17 protein-coding genes are annotated in these 18,780 nt (G+C 40.5%); 1 reads left to right on the top strand and 16 read right to left on the bottom strand.

From position 1 onward, the window contains the following. Nucleotides 1-93: 93 nt before the first annotated feature. From NRI27_RS02645 to NRI27_RS02620, 6 genes are all read right to left on the bottom strand, one after another. Nucleotides 94-1,083 (bottom strand): tetratricopeptide repeat protein, encoded by a 990-nt coding sequence (locus tag NRI27_RS02645; RefSeq protein ID WP_371389435.1) that lies wholly within the window; start codon nt 1,081-1,083, stop codon nt 94-96. 166 nt (nt 1,084-1,249) lie between these two features. Next, nucleotides 1,250-1,576 carry a four-helix bundle copper-binding protein gene (locus NRI27_RS02640; RefSeq protein WP_371389434.1) on the bottom strand — a complete coding sequence of 109 codons (327 nt, stop codon included), beginning with the start codon at nt 1,574-1,576 and terminating at the stop codon, nt 1,250-1,252. A 67-nt stretch (nt 1,577-1,643) separates the two neighbouring features. Continuing rightward, nucleotides 1,644-3,140 (bottom strand): multicopper oxidase family protein, encoded by a 1,497-nt coding sequence (locus NRI27_RS02635; protein ID WP_371389433.1) that lies wholly within the window; start codon nt 3,138-3,140, stop codon nt 1,644-1,646. A 168-nt stretch (nt 3,141-3,308) separates the two neighbouring features. Continuing rightward, nucleotides 3,309-4,040, bottom strand: coding sequence for an urease accessory protein UreH domain-containing protein (locus NRI27_RS02630; protein ID WP_371389432.1), 732 nt, complete (start codon nt 4,038-4,040; stop codon nt 3,309-3,311). A gap of 80 nt (nt 4,041-4,120) precedes the next feature. Continuing rightward, on the bottom strand, nt 4,121-4,795 hold the full coding sequence (locus tag NRI27_RS02625; protein ID WP_371389431.1) for a response regulator transcription factor: 675 nt from the start codon (nt 4,793-4,795) through the stop codon (nt 4,121-4,123). A gap of 19 nt (nt 4,796-4,814) precedes the next feature. Further along, a complete protein-coding gene (locus tag NRI27_RS02620; protein WP_371389430.1) occupies nt 4,815-6,176 on the bottom strand; it encodes a sensor histidine kinase in 1,362 nt (453 codons plus the stop codon). A 325-nt stretch (nt 6,177-6,501) separates the two neighbouring features. Here NRI27_RS02620 and NRI27_RS02615 point away from each other — a divergent pair, with 325 nt between their 5' ends. Next, on the top strand, nt 6,502-8,718 hold the full coding sequence (locus tag NRI27_RS02615; RefSeq protein ID WP_371389429.1) for an EAL domain-containing protein: 2,217 nt from the start codon (nt 6,502-6,504) through the stop codon (nt 8,716-8,718). 94 nt (nt 8,719-8,812) lie between these two features. Here the strand turns inward: NRI27_RS02615 and NRI27_RS02610 are convergent, their stop codons facing one another. The 10 genes from NRI27_RS02610 to NRI27_RS02565 all read right to left on the bottom strand — a co-directional run bounded on the left by NRI27_RS02610 (nt 8,813) and on the right by NRI27_RS02565 (nt 18,609). After that, a complete protein-coding gene (locus NRI27_RS02610) occupies nt 8,813-9,619 on the bottom strand; it encodes a hypothetical protein (RefSeq protein ID WP_371389428.1) in 807 nt (268 codons plus the stop codon). Between the two features lie 192 nt (nt 9,620-9,811). Next, entirely contained in the window at nt 9,812-10,666 is an 855-nt protein-coding gene (locus NRI27_RS02605) for a methyl-accepting chemotaxis protein (RefSeq protein WP_371389427.1), read from the bottom strand. An 18-nt stretch (nt 10,667-10,684) separates the two neighbouring features. Continuing rightward, entirely contained in the window at nt 10,685-12,142 is a 1,458-nt protein-coding gene (locus NRI27_RS02600) for an aldehyde dehydrogenase family protein (RefSeq protein ID WP_371389426.1), read from the bottom strand. Between the two features lie 181 nt (nt 12,143-12,323). Continuing rightward, complete coding sequence (locus NRI27_RS02595; protein ID WP_371389425.1) at nt 12,324-12,776, bottom strand: DUF305 domain-containing protein; 453 nt, start codon at nt 12,774-12,776, stop codon at nt 12,324-12,326. A 143-nt stretch (nt 12,777-12,919) separates the two neighbouring features. Continuing rightward, nucleotides 12,920-13,267, bottom strand: coding sequence for a hypothetical protein (locus NRI27_RS02590; RefSeq protein WP_371389424.1), 348 nt, complete (start codon nt 13,265-13,267; stop codon nt 12,920-12,922). Between the two features lie 1,208 nt (nt 13,268-14,475). Further along, nucleotides 14,476-15,684: an ABC transporter permease gene (locus NRI27_RS02585; RefSeq protein ID WP_371389423.1), complete on the bottom strand. Its 1,209-nt coding sequence runs from the start codon at nt 15,682-15,684 to the stop codon at nt 14,476-14,478. Then, entirely contained in the window at nt 15,677-16,609 is a 933-nt protein-coding gene (locus tag NRI27_RS02580) for an ABC transporter ATP-binding protein (RefSeq protein ID WP_371389422.1), read from the bottom strand. The genes NRI27_RS02585 and NRI27_RS02580 overlap by 8 nt, the downstream gene beginning before the upstream one ends. Before the next feature lie 23 nt (nt 16,610-16,632). After that, entirely contained in the window at nt 16,633-17,478 is an 846-nt protein-coding gene (locus NRI27_RS02575; protein WP_371389421.1) for an ATP-binding cassette domain-containing protein, read from the bottom strand. A gap of 3 nt (nt 17,479-17,481) precedes the next feature. Then, the gene (locus NRI27_RS02570) at nt 17,482-17,871 is read right to left on the bottom strand and encodes a GntR family transcriptional regulator (protein WP_371389420.1); all 390 of its coding nucleotides are present in this window, start codon (nt 17,869-17,871) and stop codon (nt 17,482-17,484) included. A gap of 15 nt (nt 17,872-17,886) precedes the next feature. Then, the gene (locus NRI27_RS02565; protein ID WP_371389419.1) at nt 17,887-18,609 is read right to left on the bottom strand and encodes a hypothetical protein; all 723 of its coding nucleotides are present in this window, start codon (nt 18,607-18,609) and stop codon (nt 17,887-17,889) included. Nucleotides 18,610-18,780: the final 171 nt, after the last annotated feature.

Genomic DNA, 18,780 nt, shown 5'->3' with positions numbered 1-18,780 from the left:
TTTATGACAAGTATAATATCGCATGTTAATACGCCATTTACAACCACTATAGTATATCATAGTCTTTCGATCTTTCAACAGATTTACTGCTACTTATTGTTCAGTTTGTTCATCAATTGATTCGATCAAGTTCATTAATTCCGAATCAATCCACTTTTCCCCAGTAAACAAACCGTCTATGTAATGAATATAGCCTTGCGCAACTTCTTCCGCAGAAAAGCCTTCCCAACTGAATGGGTATGCAATGATGCCATAACGCAAGCTCGCTTCAATCGCCATTTGCATCCTCGATGGATCTTTTTCGTTAAGGTCGCTTATCCGATCAATTACTTCCCGTGTTTTTTCATCTTGGTTGGGCAAATGTAATTCAGTGGGTACGACCGCTTTTTCAAATCCGAATTTCTTCACAGTCAATGTTTTATCGCAAGCAGCGTCACGTAAAAGAACGAGCGCATATGTAACAACTAGAGGATGAATCTCTTCATGTTCGGCAATCTCAGCGAGTAGTTTTAAACTTTCCGCCTCAACCTGGCGATTCTCCATTGACGCTACTATTTGTTGTTGCACTTCAGGTGTGTTCGCTAAAAACTCTTCAATTGTCAGTGCTTCTTGTAGTTCTATCATTGGTTCTTCAGAGATAGCGTAGCGGCTCGCTAATCGATTATTTAAATCACGTAAATAGTTGAACTTCTGTATCATGTCTGGTGGTACAATATTTTCCTCGAGCAGTGTAGCGATGGTCATTTCCACTTCTTCATACTCTTGCAATTGAATACTGATTGCTAAATACAATTCCATCGCATCTAAATACTCTGCTGCTCCACTATGTAATAATTTCGTAGCGATTTCTTTCGCTTTTTCAAAGTTTCTCGTTTCATATAAAGAAACGGCATACGGTGCCAACAAACGCATATTGTCCGGGTCAAAATGATAAACCTGGTCAAAGGATTCAACCGCAAGTTCGTAGTCCACATCCTCAACGGCATCCAGTCCTTTTTCAATCAGCCCATCCAATGCGCCTGGAAATACAACGATATTATCTTTTTTCAGCAATTTCCCATACTTATTTCGCACGACATTCACCTTCTTTCATCCTCTCCACTATACCACATAGCATTTTCCAACTGGAATCGATTTATGCATCAGCTTTCGATGAATATTACGTTACAACAGGACTTTCATTCCTTCCATTTGACAAGAAAAAAGAAGGAAGTGGATTACCCCTTCTTCCTTCTATCGAAAGTTGCTGTTAAGCGACAGCTTTTTTACACGCCTCTGCGCATTTACGGCACGCTTCTGCACACTGTTTACAATGTTCATGGTCATGTTTGTCACATTCTTCTCCACATTGCTCACAAATTTTCGCACACAACTCCATAATTTCTTTTACAAACGGACTATTACGTGTAATTGCTTGTGCCGTATACGCACATATATCTGCACATTCACGGTCTAGACGAATGCAGTCCGCCATCATCTTCACGTTTTCTTCACCTAGGCAAGCATCGTAACATCTGTTGCACGCTTCCAAGCATTCCAAACAGGCTTGGAGACATTCTTCATAGTTCACGTTCATTTGCTCAGCTCCTTTTATGAAGTTCGTTACTCTCTTCCCCGCATAAGAAGGTGTAAAACCTCTTCGATCACTCTACTAAAACTTGTCCCATCATTCCATTATCTTCATGTTCGAGTATATGACAATGGAACATATACAACCCTTTATTTTTAAATTGAATGGCAATCTTCACTGTCTCATCGGGATGTACAGCAATGCTGTCTTTCCATCCTTGTTCATTTTCTGGAGGTGCAGCGCCATCTCTGCTAATAATCTTGAATTGTGCACCATGAACATGGAACGGATGAATCATTCCACCCATCATGTCCGGCTTATTATAAATTTCCCATACTTCAGTGACGCCTTGCTCTTGCGTGAAATCGATACGGTCCGGGTCGAATTTCTTCCCGTTAATCGTCACATGATCCATCATCCCGAATAATTCTACCGTCTTATTAACTGGCAAGTTCTTTTCCTCAGCAGTCAGCGTGAAATCATTTAACTGTGTCGATAATTCGCTTGCCACTCCATTTGAATGAGAAATGTCAAAAGGCAACAGCACGGAGCCATCTTCATTCACTAATGCCAAATCAGAAGTTGCATCAATTGCTTGAAAGTCAATGACAATCTCCGCTCTTTCAGAAGGTGTCAAAGTGACTTCCTGAACGGTTACAGGCTCGTTCAAAAAACCGCCATCCGTACCAATTTGAACAAACGAATCCCCACTATTTAACTTGAATGTGTAATTTCTCGCATTCGAGCCATTTACGATTCGCAACCGTACTTTCTCTTTCTCCACTGTCAACTTCGGATTGACCGTTCCATTTATGAGTAACGTATCACCGATTGTGCCGTCTTCATTTCGAGCTTCACGATAATTCAATTGATGGTTCTCATCAAACAGCTTATCTTGAATGATTAACGGAAAATCATTTTTCCCGTAGTCATCCGGCACATTGAGATGCTTTGAGTTTTCATCCTCAATAAAAATCAAACCAGCCAATCCGTTGTATACTTGATCTGCAGTATTTCCATGAGGATGTGGGTGAAACCACAGTGTTGCCGCTTCTTGTGTCACCTTAAACTCAATTACTCTCTCCTCACCCGGTTGTAGTGCATCATGAGGGCCACCGTCTGCATCAGCAGCCACTTCCAACCCATGCCAATGGAAAGTTGTCTCTTGATCAAGTTCATTAATTGTCCGGATTTTAATCGTTTCTCCTTTTGTAAACTGGAGCATGGGGCCTAAAAACGTTCCATTGTAGCCATACGTTTTCGTTTTACTTCCATTAAATATTTGAGTTTCCCCTTTTTGAGCCTTTACCGTGTAAGTGACATCACCATCTATATTCCGCTCAAGAACCGGTGGGACAATCAATTCATTTTCACCTGTAGAATCTTTTAATTGCATTACTTCATCATGACTCATATGGCCTTCCATTTCACCATGACTCATACCGTCTTCCATTTCATCATGATTCATCATTGTCTGATCCGTACGGACTTCTGCAGGCTCCTCTTTCACACAGCCGCTCAATATTAGGAAGCCCCCTAACATCATCAGTGCGAGTTTGTTGCTATTCATCATCGTTTCCTCCAATCCTTCACCATCGTTCGTTACGTAGCGTAGCAAATAAATAAGGAAAATCTATGCATATCGTAATCAATTCATCACAAATAGGAAGGAGTTATCATATCTAGTAATCACACTTGAGAGGATGGAACTGTTTACACGAGTCATTTCAAGTAAAATTTAACTCCAGTAAGTCACAGTATCCAATAATCCGATGATGATAAGCATGACACCTGCCACTTTTTGAATAGCAACACCAATCTTGACACTTGTTCGCATAATCCGTTTGTCTACGTTAAAAAACCAAATAAAGACAAACAACAAAATAAGAGGAAATGCAGTAGCTATACCAAAAACAGCTGGAAGAATTAAACCATAGGACGTGGCAGTGACAACAGGCATAAGCCAACCGAAAAACAAAATGAACATTGTCGGACAAAATGCGACTGAAAAACTTGCACCAAACAGAAAAGAACCAAACTTCCCGTCACGTAACCGTTGAGGGACATGTATCGCTAATCGATTTAAAAAGCGCATCTTTACAATCCCGAGAAGTACAAGACCTGTAAGGACAATGAGGGGACCGATAACCTTTCGAAAGATTGGAAAATAGCCTACTAAGGATGATTCAAATTGTTGGCCAAACAACCATGCGAAAAGCCCAAATACGCTAAAAACAACAATTTTACCCAGTATGAAAAACAGGACTTCTTTCCAATCACTCTTTGTTTGTACAGATCGTTGCCCATACAGGGTCATCGCACTTATATTGCCTGTGAGCTGACAAGGAGCAGCCGCACCAATTACACCGAGTAATAGTGCAACAACTAGGGGGTAATCCCAAAATGAATTGATGAGTCGAGTCATTGGCTCGGTAATACTTACACTTATCTCAGATAAGATTCCATACAAATGTAAAACACCTCCTATATTTCTTAGCGACTTGATTTATTTCTTTTACTTTTTCAGTAATCGATTCCACCAAAATCTCTTTATCCCCATTTATAACCAATCCCCCACACAGTATGGAGAAATTCCTCGATTGGAAAACCAGCCGCTTTCAATTTTTCCCGTAGATTTCTAATGTGTGAATCTACTGTACGAATGTCCGTGTAGGTGTTGTAATCCCATGCAGTACGCAGTAACTGCTCTCGCGTATACGTCCTTTTCGGATTGCTAATTAACGTATTAATAATGGAATACTCTTTCAGTGTCAGATAGGCTTCAACATGCCTATATTTCAACGAGTACGTGTCGTGACTTAAGATGAATTCACCATTTACCGTTGTATTTTCGTCTTCCTGTTTATGCACTCTTCGAAGTAACGCATTCACTCTTGCAACGAGTTCACCTTCATCAAACGGTTTTGTAACGTAGTCATCAGCGCCAACATCTAATCCTCGAACAACGTCTAATTTATCTGCCCTTGCAGTCAACATAATAATCGGCACATTTACTTGTTGGCGAATCATTTCACATACTTCCCAGCCATCCATGAAAGGCATCATAATATCCAAAATGACAAGATCTATTTGTTGTGACTGGATCATTTCAATCCCTTTTTCACCACTCTCCGCTTTCAAACAGGCAAATCCATGTGGAGTTAAAAATAATTCAAGTAAATTAAGCATTCTTTGTTCATCATCGATGAGTAGGATCTTTCGCAATGTAATCTCCCCTTTCAACTTATAGTTTCACTATAAAAGTGGAGCCAGTACCAACGCGGCTTTCTACATAAATGACACCATCGTGCGCTTCAACTAGCTCCTTCACAATCGCTAGTCCTAATCCTGAGCCTCCAGACGTACGTGAACGAGATTTCTCAACTCGATACAACTTGTCAAAAATCCGGTCAATTTCATCATGAGGAATACCAATTCCTTCGTCAGAGACCTGTAGGACTGCATTAGCACCCTCCTCGTATACGGTCATCGTTACGTCCGTATTCGCTTCTGAATATTTCAATGCATTATCCAACAAATTCAATAGAATTTGTTCCAAGCGTAAGGGATCTGCAAACAGTTGAAAGTCTTTTTCACATAAAATGGTTAGGTTGATGTTTTTCAGTTCAAATGAAGGTTGTACGAGACGATATAATTCCTTTGCAAATCGTTGTGCCGAGAAATACGTCTTTTCAACCGTAAAAGACAATTCATCCATTTTCGCTAACTCCATTAAATCTTTCACAAGTTCCTTCATTCGGTTCGATTCTTCCGCAATGATCTTCAAGTATTCCATTCTTTCCTCATCCGTAAGCTCATTTCTCATCGCCACTTTCAAGTAGCCGATCATATACGTCAGGGGCGTGCTAAGTTCATGGGAAATCGACGCTAAAAATTCATTTCGCTCCGTTTTCATAGTTTCCAAGTCCGTCGCCAGTTTCATAATGGCCATAGACAGTTCTCCGAGTTCATCTTTTCCTGCATTCGGCAAACTAACACGAAAATCTCCTTCACGTAATTTTTCAGTTGCTTCTTTCATATGTACGAGCGGACGCGTTAAAAACTTGGATAGGACAAGATAAATGACAAACAAAATGATTATGCTTACACCGCCTGCTAAACCGAAATGCAAGTTGACACGGTCGACTAATCGTTGAATAGGTTCAGTCTTTTGGAACATCACTACATGACCTGACCAATCCGCTATTTGATAAGGATGAACACTCACAATATACTCCGAGTTTTTCCAATCATCTAACAGCAACTGATCATCTTCTCGGCGAGAACCGTCCAATAGCTTCAAATACTTATTCAAAGCAAGAATGTTTTCGGCTGAACTCTGAATAACCTCATCGTTTTCTCCCGTGATAACTACTTCGCTTTCCTTGCCGTATTCCATTAAGACGATATGATTCATCGTCTCTTCAGAATAGTAATCCTCTAACACCTCACGATGGTTAGAGCCATTAGCCATCACTCTCTCAAACTCTTCTTCAATTCGCGCGTGAATTATCGTTTGGTGCAGATAGATCATAAGAATCGATTCAAGCAAAAGAAATGACAAGATAAAGTAGGCAGCTAGTTTTGTGGAAATTCTCTTCAACATCCTCACCTCCCAATACATCTCAATCTATTATAGAAAATGATTATGAAAAAGATATGCAGAAAGGTTTGATGGACATTCAATAACCGGCCACATTTTTGATATTCATTTTAACTAACTACGATTGAACATTATTTGTCTATACACAAGTCTACATCCTGTTTATAAGCACAGAATTAGGAACACTTTCAGTTTAGTTGCCATGTATACTGGATACACTGCTTTCACGACATCTTAAACAACCAGATACACAGACATTTATTTCCTGAGAAATAAACAATATCTTCGACGTCACGATTCCTTATCACTCACGATGGAGGCATTCCACATGACAGAACCACATTACATAAAAGAGTCAAAAATAAAATGTAAATTGGCTGGAATGGACCCAGACAAAGTAGCAAAACCAAAAAAATTTCTATGCGAAGTAGCTTTTGAAGAGAAATTGACTTTCTATCGCGAAATTTTATCAGTGGTCCGCTTCTTTTCTAACAAGCTTCTTGATTCTTTAAAAGGAACACCTATTCTTGTAGTCGTTTCTGATGCAGATGGTTACTTGATTGACGTAACTGGAGACGAAACAATCAAAGTAGCTATTGAACAATTTGGGATTGTTGCAGGCAGTCAATTTTCTCAAGAGGATACAGGTACAAACGTCGTGACACTCTCTTTGGAACAAAAACACCCTGTTAGCATTATCGGCGACCAGCATTACCATTCTGTTCTACACGATGTGGCATGTTATGGAACGGCTTTTCATGTAAAAGGCGAGACGAAACTACTTGGCAGTATTTCTATTATGACACCTCTTCCATTTCAGAACCCATTATTATTAACAATGCTAGCACTAACTGTTGATTCGATTGAAAGAGAGCTTTTGCTTCGAAAACAAAATAAAAAACTCGATATATTAAATCAAATCCTCCTAACACGAACAAAAAACGGAATTATCATTACAGATGAATATGGAGTTGTAACAACATCCAACCTATTCGCAGAACAAATCTTAAATCAAAAGGAATCTTTACTTGGGCTTCCTATACATCAATTTCATTTAGTCGGTCACTATTTTAAAGCAGTACTTGAACAGGAAAAAATTATTACAGATGAAGAGATACCTTTCCTAAACGCAGAAGAAAATACTGTTGTCTGTTTGTTTGATGCCTATCCTATTTTTGAAAACACGCGCTTAATTGGGGCTTATGGACAGTTCAGAGATATTACTGAACGGTACTTACTGGAGGAGAAATATAACTATTTAGCGTTTCATGATGAGTTAACAAATTTACCTAACAGGCGCTTCATCAACAAGGAACTATCTGCTTTTATTGAAGAACATAAAGCATTTAGAAAAGGTAATGAATTAGCTTTATTGTTCATTGATCTTGATCGCTTCAAGATCATAAATGATAATTTTAGTCATTCATATGGAGACGAGCTCTTGATCGAAGTAAGCAAACGCTTAGCTGGGTGCTTAGGAAAAAAAGATATACTTGGCAGAATGGGTGGCGATGAGTTTGTCATGTTACTGCGAGATTTTGAAGACGCAACTGATATAGCTAATAAAGCCGATACGATTATTAAGCTTTTCCAAGAACCCTTTTATGTACATGACGAAAAAATTTACACAACAGCGAGTATAGGAATTGCAATATATCCCGATCACCCTATACCTAAAGAAAAATTTCTTATTTATGCGGATAATGCCATGTATCAAGCGAAGTCTCTTGGGAAAAATCGCTATGCTCTTCATTCCACAGATACGTTAACTGATCTGATGGGTGACTCTATACTTGAGATGGACATGCGAAGAGCACTTGAACAAAACGAATTTATTCTGTATTATCAGCCTCAACTTCATAGTTGTACGCAAGAGATCGTTGGGTTGGAAGCGTTAATTCGTTGGCAGCATCCGACACTCGGCCATCTCGCACCTAATCGTTTCATTTCGTTAGCTGAGGAAAACGGGTACATTACAAAAATTGGTGAGTGGGTTATCGCTGAAGTATGTAAACAGAACAAAAAGTGGCAGGACGACGGTTTGAAACACATCCAAGTCCATGTCAATCTCTCTTCACAACAGTTCAATAAAACGAACCTCGTACAATTCATCGAACAAACATTAGAAGAAACTGGGCTAAAGTCTCAATACTTAGGCGTTGAAATTACAGAATATATAGCTATGGAAGACGAATCCTCCATTAACGTTGTAAGAAAGCTAAAAGAGATCGGTATCGCGATTAGTATTGATGATTTTGGGATAGGACACAATTCGCTTCATTACCTCAAACATCTTCCAATCGATTTCATTAAAATTGACCGGTCATTCATTGCAGATATGATGAAGGATCAACATAACGCCATCATTGTACAAACAATCATAGACTTGACACACAATTTAGGAATGGAAGTCATCGCTGAAGGTGTGGAAACTTTGGATCAATTAGAGTTTTTAAAAGACCACAACTGTACAATTGTGCAAGGTTTTTTTCTCTACAAACCACTTCCAGCTAAAGAAATTAGGAAATTATTACAGGTAGAGTAAATATATAACCGATAAAAACAGACTGTATACTCGAATAAGAGTATACAATCTGTTCGGCTTTCTGTATGATTTGCCACATAAACAAGTCAACTATTTACGCTAATTGCACAATCACAATAGAAGCACTGATGACTGGAATGTCTGGTGAAATTTCATTGTCTAATACCGTTTGGCCATCTAGATTTCTTACAGTAAGAACATCACCAGCGGTTAACGTCACAATTTGCTGTCCTACATATGGTTGGTTACCCGCAGTTGTCCCATAGGCTGTCCCACCAATTTGCGATACGCCGTTGAATAACGCAAATGCAGATGTCCCAGTACGAGGAGTAACTTCATACGTGATTAAATACGTTCCTGTTTCATTAATTGTGATTTCAGCAGCACCTGGTGTATGTGTGACAAATCCTGGAGGCGTGATATTACCGTTTGTATCATATGTTACAGCGTCACCTTCTTCAAGCGTCTGTAGGGTTGTGTCATAAATATAAGCTGCACCAAGCACACCTCCAGGAGGACCCGCTGGACCCGCTGGACCTTCTGGGCCTGCTGGACCCGTTGGACCCGCTGGACCTTCTGGGCCTGCCGGACCCGTTGGACCCGCTGGACCTTCTGGGCCTGCCGGACCCGTTGGACCCGCTGGACCTTCTGGGCCTGCCGGACCCGTTGGACCCGCCGGACCTTCTGGGCCTGCCGGACCCGTTGGACCCGCCGGACCTTCTGGGCCTGCCGGACCCGTTGGACCCGCCGGACCTTCTGGGCCTGCTGGACCCGCTGGACCTTGTGGACCTTCAGGACCTTGTGGGCCTCGTTGACCTGGCGGGCAAGCTCTGCATGGATTAAAACAAGAATCAACTGGAGTAGCTTGCACACATCGAATAGGTTTATAGAGATATCTCATTCAATTCACCTCCCTCTTTACTCTTTCTTACTATATTCAATGAAAGCTGTGTCGCTTGTACAAACGTAATAGGTGATAACGGAAATTGCGAAATTACCTCTCTCACCATGCACTGACTATTAAATAATTTATTATCAGCAAAAAAATACGACCAAGAACTTAGCAGTTAAGTTCCGGTCGTTTTGTACTTCATTATTGATTCTCTAATGTATTCTCTGCCATGGAAGATAAACTTTGAGCATTCCGGCTGATTTCTTGAACAGTTGCTGAAATTTCTTCGATCGCTGCCGCTTGATTGGAAGATACTTCATTAATCGTTGAGAATGATTTGTTTAACGCATCTACAGCAGAAGTAATTCGTTGGATAACTTGATCAATTTGCGAAACATTCTCTTTTGAATTGGTTGCGAGTTTACGGATTTCGTCAGCTACTACTGAAAATCCTTTACCTTGTTCACCAGCCCTTGCTGCTTCTATCGCAGCATTCAGCCCAAGGAGATTGCTTTGATCAGATATTCCTTTAACAACCGAAGAGATGTTTCCAATTTCGTCAGTTCCTGTCATTACTTCCGCGATTATTTCATTTGCATCGACTACTTGATCTGCTAAATTGGTAACAGAATTTGCAATGGCATCGAGAGAAGCAGCGGTTTCCTCAACAATTGCAGATAAGCTATCGGCAACCATGAACAATTCATTAGATTTTTGAAGACTTGTCCCTATTCCTACTCCACCGACAATATTGCCGTGATCATCGTGAAGGGGAATGGCCCGAGCAATCAATGGAAATCCAAAAAGCTCTTTGGGCACCATGGCGACTTTGTCACTATTTTCTCTTAGAGCTTCTGTTATAATATCTCCCGGCGCTAACGGATCACCAACAGACACATCCAATGCAAACGTTTCCCCTGGTATATTTAACAACAATTGTTTTGTATCGTAAATCCCTATTGTAATATCATCTTGTATTAAGCGATTTAAATAAGGTGCTATCTTTATGAAAGCATCTAAAATCTCAACATTCGTCGCTGTATCATGCTTCGTCAATTGTCTGTACCCCCTACTTCAATATGGAAAGGTTCGTTGTCCAAAATTTAATGATATCCATTTCATTGTAGTAAACTCATCCAAACTCCATTGCCCATTTAGCCGTCCTATTCCAGATTGGTTTTCTCCTCCAAACGCAACAATCGGCTCGTCATTTATCGTTACATCATTGATGTGAATCATACCCGTATGAATTTTCTTAGCCATTTCAACACCTTTTTCAAGATTGCTCGTATGGATCGCTCCACTCAATCCGAAACGTGTATCATTTGCAATGTTAACTGCTTCTTGTTCCGTTTCAAATTGCATGACGCACACAACTGGTCCAAATAACTCTTCCTGAGCTACCGTCATATCCGGTGTAACATCTCCTATAATTGTTGGCGCAACCAAGTTACCAGTAATTGAACCATCTAATATAATAGAAGCCCCTTCTTCAATACTTTTATCAATGTACGACTTCAATGTGGATGCCTGTCGCTTATTTACAACTGGTCCAATAATGGTGTCAGCCTCTTTCGGATCACCGACCTTTAGGGATGAAACCTTTTCTTTATATTTCTTGATAAATTCCTCATATACATCTTTATGGACAACAATCCGATTTGCAGACATACAAATTTGTCCCTGATGCGTGAACCTGCTGAAAGTGGCCGCATTTACAGCATAATTAATATCTGCATCCGCCATAATGATGAATGCACTATTTCCACCTAATTCCAACAAAGGTTTTTTGAAATTTTTCATAGCAACTTGACCAATATGTCGTCCAATTTGAGTCGACCCAGTAAACGATATTATTCGAGGTATCGGATGCTCAATGAAAGCATCACCGATTTCTTTAATATCTGTTACGACAACATTTAATAGCCCAGAAGGCAATCCAGCCTCTTCAAAAATCTTAGCAATTAGTGTCCCACCAGTGACAGGTGTTTCTTCATGTGGTTTAAGGACAACGCCATTCCCCGCACCTAAAGCAGGTGCAACAGATTTCATGGATAGGAAAAAAGGAAAATTAAATGGACTGATGACACCCACAACTCCAACCGGTACACGGTACAATCTATTTTCCTTATGATCTTCTGTCGAAGGCAATATCTTCCCTTCCATTCTTAGCGGGAACGTAGCTGCCTCTTTAATCATGTTCTTGACTAGTCCAATCTCAAAAGCCGCTTTAAGCCTAGTTGCGCCTAATTCTTGAATAATTATCTCTGTAATTTCCTCTTCGTGCTGTTCGATATAAGCGACCGCCTTTTCTAAAATGGTACGCTTCTTATAGGCATTTACGTGCGCCCATTCTTTCTGACTATGAAATGACGCATTATAAGCTTGGTCGACATCCTCTATTGTCCCGATCTTCATACTTGCAAGTTCTTCACCCGAGTATGGATCAACATTTACAAGCTTATTACGACTTCCTCCATCTCTCCAGGAGCCATTAATGTACTGTTTACTTAATGTTTGCATCGTTAACATGACTTTCCTCCTAAAACACAAAATTGTTATTAGCATACAATATTACTATCGGAAAAATTTACCGTATTCTTTAGTTCTATACTAATGTGTTTTTATTCTAAATAATTAAAACAAAAAGACGCCTTCATTGACGTCTTTTTATCCTTTGTTGCTCATATTTAAATTAACGATAGTAGACAATTCATTCACGTTGCTCCAACTCTTCAATTAATACCTTCATTTCTTTAATTTCTTTCTTCTGCGCTTCAATAATTTTGTCCGCTAAATCTTTCACACGTGGATCTGATAACTTTGCGCGTTCGCTCGTTAAAATGGCAATTGAATGATGCGGAATCATCGCTTTCATCCAAGATGTATCTTCAATAGTCGCCTGACTGCGGACTAAATACAATGACAAAGCAAAAACGATTACACTTACGCCTAAAATTCCAACATTCAACTTTTTATTCGCATACATTTTCCACATGAATGCCATCATAATCATTGCCATTGTAGCTCCCATCAGCAAAGCCATATACAGTCGTGTTTCACTGAAGAATACATGGTCGAGTGCATATGTGTTCAAATACATCAATCCAAACATGATAACTGTGGATGTCACAATCATCATCGCAAACCTTCCGTAACTTTTCATACTGTAGATCTCCTTTCATGAAATGATTGAGTTCCTGTCTCCTCTACCCCCTAAATATGCAGAAAGTCTGCACTTACCTAAAATTCATCTCATGACTTAGCTCATCGGTAATTGACTGCACAACCGACTACACAAAACAATAATCATTCATATGTCGGTCGAAGCATTATTTCATTTAAATAATCCAGGTTGAAATACACGATAACTACTAGCGACGTTAACAATACAAGTTGAATACCTATGACAATTAACTGCGCTTTATGCGGGCGGAAACGTCTTGACAGTACATAAATTATAGGCAATGCCAGCAAGACACTACATGCAAACGTCGTGAACTGTAAATGATCAAGATACATATAAACGTAAACAAGTGGAGAAAGATTTTGTACTTGTTGAGCAAGGAACGGAAAAAGAATGCATAAAACGGCAAACACATTTATTATTGTTGTGACAGATACAATCGCTATATAAAAAAAGCGGCTTTTGCTCATAGTAGACTCCTCCTAGTTTTTAAAATAGTATTATAGTAGTCAGACGCGCAATGACTCTTTTTGTTACAAATTCTTAGCTAGCTTCTCAAATCACAAAAATTTACTCGTACTAATACAACTAATACTTGTTAATGTATAAGGAATTGATTAATATGCAACAAATTTGAAGACCGTTCACATTCCAACCTTTCTTTCTATGAAACCTTGTACATGTAATAAACAAAACAAGGCTGGGACAAAACTCTAAATAGCCATTCCTCTGCGCTCCAAAAGACACGCTTTCTGCGGGGCGCGCTCGAGCCAATCGATCAACGAAGATTTCGATTGGCTCCCACATGCCGTTCTACGTGACGGCTTTCCCTATGGGACTCAACATTCGCGCTAAATCCTTCTGGACAATGAATAGTCTTTCTCGAAGAAGCATCGTGTGAAGGAATTGAGCCAGCATTTGAGGAGTAGGTCTTTTTCCGCTCCAATCTACTTATGATTATGAAAAGGTAACATTGTAAAAATAGAAAAAATGCATGACGGCCAGAATTAGCCTTCTTGCATTTTTTCTGTTTTGCCCTAACCTCGTCGTCAAATAAGTATTGAGAATATATCAGTTATCTTGTAATTATAGTAAATTGACCATTCTGAGATATTAAATTTATTTGATTTCCATCTTTTTATAAGATGTTAACACTCCTTCTCTCCCTAAACTATTCCAGCCTTTAGATTTGATGATGAGTTCATAGCTAAACGGGATTCCATTCTCTTCAAAGGCTTTTGACCAACAATAAAGTAAGATGCCTTCTTCATTATTTAGCAAATGAGCTGTCCTAGGCATAGGTAAATTTGGAATCCCTTGTTATTTCCATATGAAAAATAGGCTGCGAATCAACAAGCACACCTATCACAAACAAGGAAACAATGGCAAGCTTCTTTTTCATCCCCTACCCCTTTCAATTTCCAAGTACAAACATTTATCTAGATGACATATAGAATAAAGTCACGTTAGACTCAATTAGAGTGCTGGCGCGTTCATTAAATGCGCTTTAATGACATGGGAGAATCAAAAAAACGAACTCAGCACGTCATTAAACACGCTTTAAACGATATCAACGTTTACGGTCATTTTTTCTTCATAATGAGTTCAGTTTCTACATCATTTATCATCTAAATACATTTAATTGACGGCTTATACTTTGTAATGCGTTAAAATCTTGTTACGCCCGAATCCATTTCCAGATTTCTCCTGGTGTGGCGTTTTTTCCGTACATCAGTATACCGATCTTAAAGATTTTGCCAGCAACTTTCATGAAGATCCAGACACTGACAGCAAGTATTAAGATGGCGATAATGATTTCCACCCAAGGATATTTTTCAAGAAGAGATAGGCGCATAATGAGAACGCCAGGTGATGTAAATGGGATATAGCTTCCTAGTTGCGCCCAGAATCCACTTGGATCACTAAAGACTGGACCGATGAAAAGGAATGGACTGAACGGTAACATCATAACCATGCCTTGAAAGTTTCCAGCAGTCGAGATATCCGCCATTGTTGCGCCGATTCCGACAAATAAAGCCGCATACAACAAGTACCCGAGAACCGAAATGAGCAAGAGCAAGAGCAACTCCGGCACAAACAGATACTCGATGACCGGAAAATCGATTTTCCAGATGAGCACGGGCAGTGCTATGACGATAAAGACAACTACTTGAATGATGCCGAGGACGAAATAGCCGATAATCTTGCCTTGCATCAGTTCTGCTGGCGTAAGGGACGACAGGATGATTTCGGCAATCTTATCTTTTTTCTCCTGGGAGGCGCTTTGAAAAATTGCCATGCCTGTGAAAACAATAGATAGCATCACTACAGCGGCGAATGCACCTGGGACCACTCGTTCCAGCAACTGGTCATTGAACAGACCACTTTCTTTCGTTTCCTCAGATACGTCTTCAAAGACGATGCCTTGTGCGACAACCGCCGCTTCCTCCGGTGTCAGACCGAGCTGTTCAATTTGCACCATCTGCAAAGGATTGCCAAGAAGCTGAACTTCATCCATGAATGCGGAACTTGTATCTTCGTTTGTGTACACTGATACATTACCGGTTTCAACCGCCCGCTCATCGATAAAGATATACGCTGCGTCACCTAAGCTTTCAAGTGCTACAGTTGCATCCTTTTCTATGATGTCTGTCGGTTTCATCAGCCATTCGGTTTTCGAAGCGGCTACTACCAACTGATCGTAGACACCTAGCTGGTCATTGACATAGACAGTCGTTGTCGCCGCTTCATCATCCGAACCGAACAGATCGGGCAGCAAGAAAAATGCCAGAAAAATAATCGGTGTTAGAAACATGCCGATGATGAACGACTTGTTTTTCATATTGCGTTTGATTTCCCATTTGGCGACTTTCTTTGTGTTATGCATGCAGGTCACCCGCTTCCTTCAATAGATTCTTGTCTGTAGCGATGTCTATGAAGATTTCATGGAGCGAAATCCTATCGATTGACAGTTCTTGGATGTCAAGTTCTTCTGGAAGATTTTTCAGCCAGACCGCCGGTTGAACGTGTTTCGAGAGATAAAGCACAGCCGTTTCACTACTTTGCTCAACCCGTTCGACTTCCGGCAGGCTTTCAAGCAGGCTTCGACTGTTACTGCCGTTGATTGTGCATTTGAAGTTGGCGTATTCCTTTTTCACATCACTCAAGGTTCCATAGATCACTTTGCTTCCCCTATGGATTAAGAACAGTCGGTCCGCCATTTCCTCTACTAGATTCATCTGATGCGATGACAGCAGAATCGCCGTGCCTTTATTTGCCAGCGAACGGATTTCCTCCTTAAATAGTTCTTGGCTAACCGGATCAAGTCCTGAAAAAGGCTCATCCAGAATCAACAACTCCGGCTCATGGAGAATTGATGCGATAAACTGGACTTTCTGCCCCATGCCTTTTGACAATTCCTCCACTGATACTTTTTCCTTGCCTTCCAAACCAAATTTCTCCAAGTACTTCAGCGCACGTTCTTTGGCGCGATACAGTGGATAATCCTTGAGTTCCGCAAGATAAAGTAGGATATCCATTACTTTGACATTTTTGTATAGACCCCGCTCTTCTGGCAAATAGCCGATTTTATTGCGGGGGATTTCTCTAGTCGTGCTGTTTTGGAAAGAGATTGCTCCTTCATCAGGATACATAATGCCCATGATGTTGCGAATCGTCGTCGATTTACCTGCTCCGTTCGGCCCGAGCAGCGCCATAATCTCCCCTTTTTTTACTTCGAAAGAAATATTCGAGACAATTTTCTTGTCTTTAAATGATTTTCCCAATCCTTCTACGACTAGCATCGTTTCCATTTCTTTCATCCTCTCTTAAATCTTCATTTCAGTAATAGGCTAATAACTTCTTCCAGTTCCAAAGCTTTGTCATCAATGATGTCGCTTTCTCGCTCCATAAAATACCGTTCCGTAGCATCGGGATTTTCCGATATGAGCTGTTTACCTGAACGTGAAAGTTCCCCCGGCACCGGCAAAGTCGGCATTTCTTTGAGCCAATATCGGCGGAAGCCGGTAAAAAGCAGGTCTTTCTCGTACCGACCGATTACCTGCCCGTTCTGAAGCAGCAAGAGATAGTCCGCCAGCTTCCGTAGAGTTTCCGGCTGATGGGTCGTCAGAATAATAACGCGATTCTCCTTCTCCATCCAATCAACAAGCAAATCCATTACCAATTTTTGCGAGGGGATATCTAGTGATGCAGTCGGTTCATCAAGCATAAGGATATCCGTACTCCGAGGTAATGAAAGAGACAGGCTCAGCTTCTGTTGCATTCCGGGTGATAGCTTGTCGAAACGCTTACCAAGTGGAACATTGAAAAGTGCAATCATGCGTTCAAAAAGCGCTTCATCCCATTTTGTGTATAATGGAGCAATCAGCTTTTTCAAATCGGTTCCTGTATAAGCGTCCCACCCGACTGATCTTTGCGGCTGGAATGTGATATCCTTTTTCCAGCTTTCGTCTTTACCATCTACCCGTTTACCGTTGACCCGGATCTCTCCCCCATCTAAATTAGCAAGATTCATAATCAGCTTTAGCAATGTACTTTTGCCAGATCCGTTATTGCCGACAAATGCGGTGATGGTTCCCGGTTCAACCGCTAAGCTGATCGGCCCCAACCGGAAGTCATCTATCTGTTTACTAACTTCTTTTAATTCTATCAACGGGAGCATCTGTCATTCCCCTTTCTCAAGCATCTTCAAAGTTTCTTCAAAAACTATTTTGATTTCATTTGCTGTGTAGTCATAGTCCATCGCATTTCGGATAGCCCGTTCGAATTCCTCTTGAACCGAAGTGGTCATCACTTCCTGTTTCGTGTTGTTGTTTATCTCCGCGACAAAGGTACCTTTGCCATGGACGGTCTGGATAAAGCCCTGCGCTTCCAAATCCTGATAGGTGCGCCGTATTGTTATGACACTGATTTCCAGGTCTTTCGATAACACTCGGATTGAGGGAAGCGGTGTCCCGGCAGCTAAATGCCCTCCCGCAATCAAAGCCTTCAACTGCTTTTCAATTTGGTGGTAAATGGGTTCACGAGAATCTTTTGATATACGTATTGGGAGCAAAAGCAGATCCTCCTCTCACAGATAATCAGTTTTCTTCATAGTTTTTCGCATTTCGGTCTGCCAGTATTTCCAGCTCCCGATGCTTAAGAGCACTGCGAAAATGATGGACAGCAACGTCCAATCTTTGGCAATTGACATAGTCCATTCGATTAAGCCTTTATCCAACAATATCGGGAAAAGGAAGTAAAATGCACTGACGCCTATCAACAGGTAAAAAAATGATAGGACGATAGTTTTTGTTTTGTAATTTCCTCCTGCTTCACTTGCTGCCATGGTAAATCCGACAGCAATCGATAAGGATAACCAGATCAGCACAAATGCGATATACGCGAATGGCGACATTGTGTCTCGGAAATTCACTGACATCAGCGGCATCGCGATGAGAAGGATCAACTGGAACGGGAACGAATGGAACGAATGAATGATGAAGCGGCTTTTGATGATGATTTTTTGGGGAACAGGCAGGTGCTGCAACATAATTATCGACGGCGATGTCCATAAGTCTCCATCCATTTTCCGCATCTGAAATTCCTTATTTTTCATCCAAGCTGGGAACATCATGAAAATCAGCAGAAACAATACGTCAAAAAATTCAAATTCACCTTCCAGATAGGATTGGAAAGACAGCATGTAAATCAAGCCCATGGCTATACTGAAAACCAATATCAGCAAAAATTTCTTCATTGAAACTGTAATCTCAAAAGCTGCCAACCGATATGCTTGTTTCCACTCATTCATATATTAGCACTCCTTTTTAACTGTTATACTGATTATACTCATATACACAGTAGCACGATTTATTTAGATTGGTCAAACAATTTCTCAAGAATAAATGTATTTTGTAACCAAAGATACGGTCAGAAAAATCGAGTAGGAGGGAGTAGTTAACTCCCGACCTCTCACACCACC

The sequence above is a fragment of the Sporosarcina sp. OR05 genome (assembly GCF_041414805.1).
GTDB classification, from domain to species: Bacteria; Bacillota; Bacilli; order Bacillales_A; family Planococcaceae; genus Sporosarcina; species Sporosarcina saromensis.
Note: the sequence above shows the minus strand (reverse complement) of the source record. Positions and strands in the feature narration are given on the sequence as shown.

What these genes read in the sequence shown, in the direction of transcription:
- NRI27_RS02640 (WP_371389434.1), bottom strand. Translation starts at nt 1,576, where the DNA reads ATGAACGTGAACTATGAAGAATGTCTCCAAGCCTGTTTGGAATGCTTG.
- NRI27_RS02635 (WP_371389433.1), bottom strand. Translation starts at nt 3,140, where the DNA reads ATGAATAGCAACAAACTCGCACTGATGATGTTAGGGGGCTTCCTAATA.
- NRI27_RS02620 (WP_371389430.1), bottom strand. Translation starts at nt 6,176, where the DNA reads ATGTTGAAGAGAATTTCCACAAAACTAGCTGCCTACTTTATCTTGTCA.
- NRI27_RS02615 (WP_371389429.1), top strand. Translation starts at nt 6,502, where the DNA reads ATGACAGAACCACATTACATAAAAGAGTCAAAAATAAAATGTAAATTG.
- NRI27_RS02610 (WP_371389428.1), bottom strand. Translation starts at nt 9,619, where the DNA reads ATGAGATATCTCTATAAACCTATTCGATGTGTGCAAGCTACTCCAGTT.
- NRI27_RS02600 (WP_371389426.1), bottom strand. Translation starts at nt 12,142, where the DNA reads ATGTTAACGATGCAAACATTAAGTAAACAGTACATTAATGGCTCCTGG.
- NRI27_RS02595 (WP_371389425.1), bottom strand. Translation starts at nt 12,776, where the DNA reads ATGAAAAGTTACGGAAGGTTTGCGATGATGATTGTGACATCCACAGTT.
- NRI27_RS02590 (WP_371389424.1), bottom strand. Translation starts at nt 13,267, where the DNA reads ATGAGCAAAAGCCGCTTTTTTTATATAGCGATTGTATCTGTCACAACA.
- NRI27_RS02585 (WP_371389423.1), bottom strand. Translation starts at nt 15,684, where the DNA reads ATGCATAACACAAAGAAAGTCGCCAAATGGGAAATCAAACGCAATATG.
- NRI27_RS02580 (WP_371389422.1), bottom strand. Translation starts at nt 16,609, where the DNA reads ATGGAAACGATGCTAGTCGTAGAAGGATTGGGAAAATCATTTAAAGAC.
- NRI27_RS02575 (WP_371389421.1), bottom strand. Translation starts at nt 17,478, where the DNA reads ATGCTCCCGTTGATAGAATTAAAAGAAGTTAGTAAACAGATAGATGAC.
- NRI27_RS02565 (WP_371389419.1), bottom strand. Translation starts at nt 18,609, where the DNA reads ATGAATGAGTGGAAACAAGCATATCGGTTGGCAGCTTTTGAGATTACA.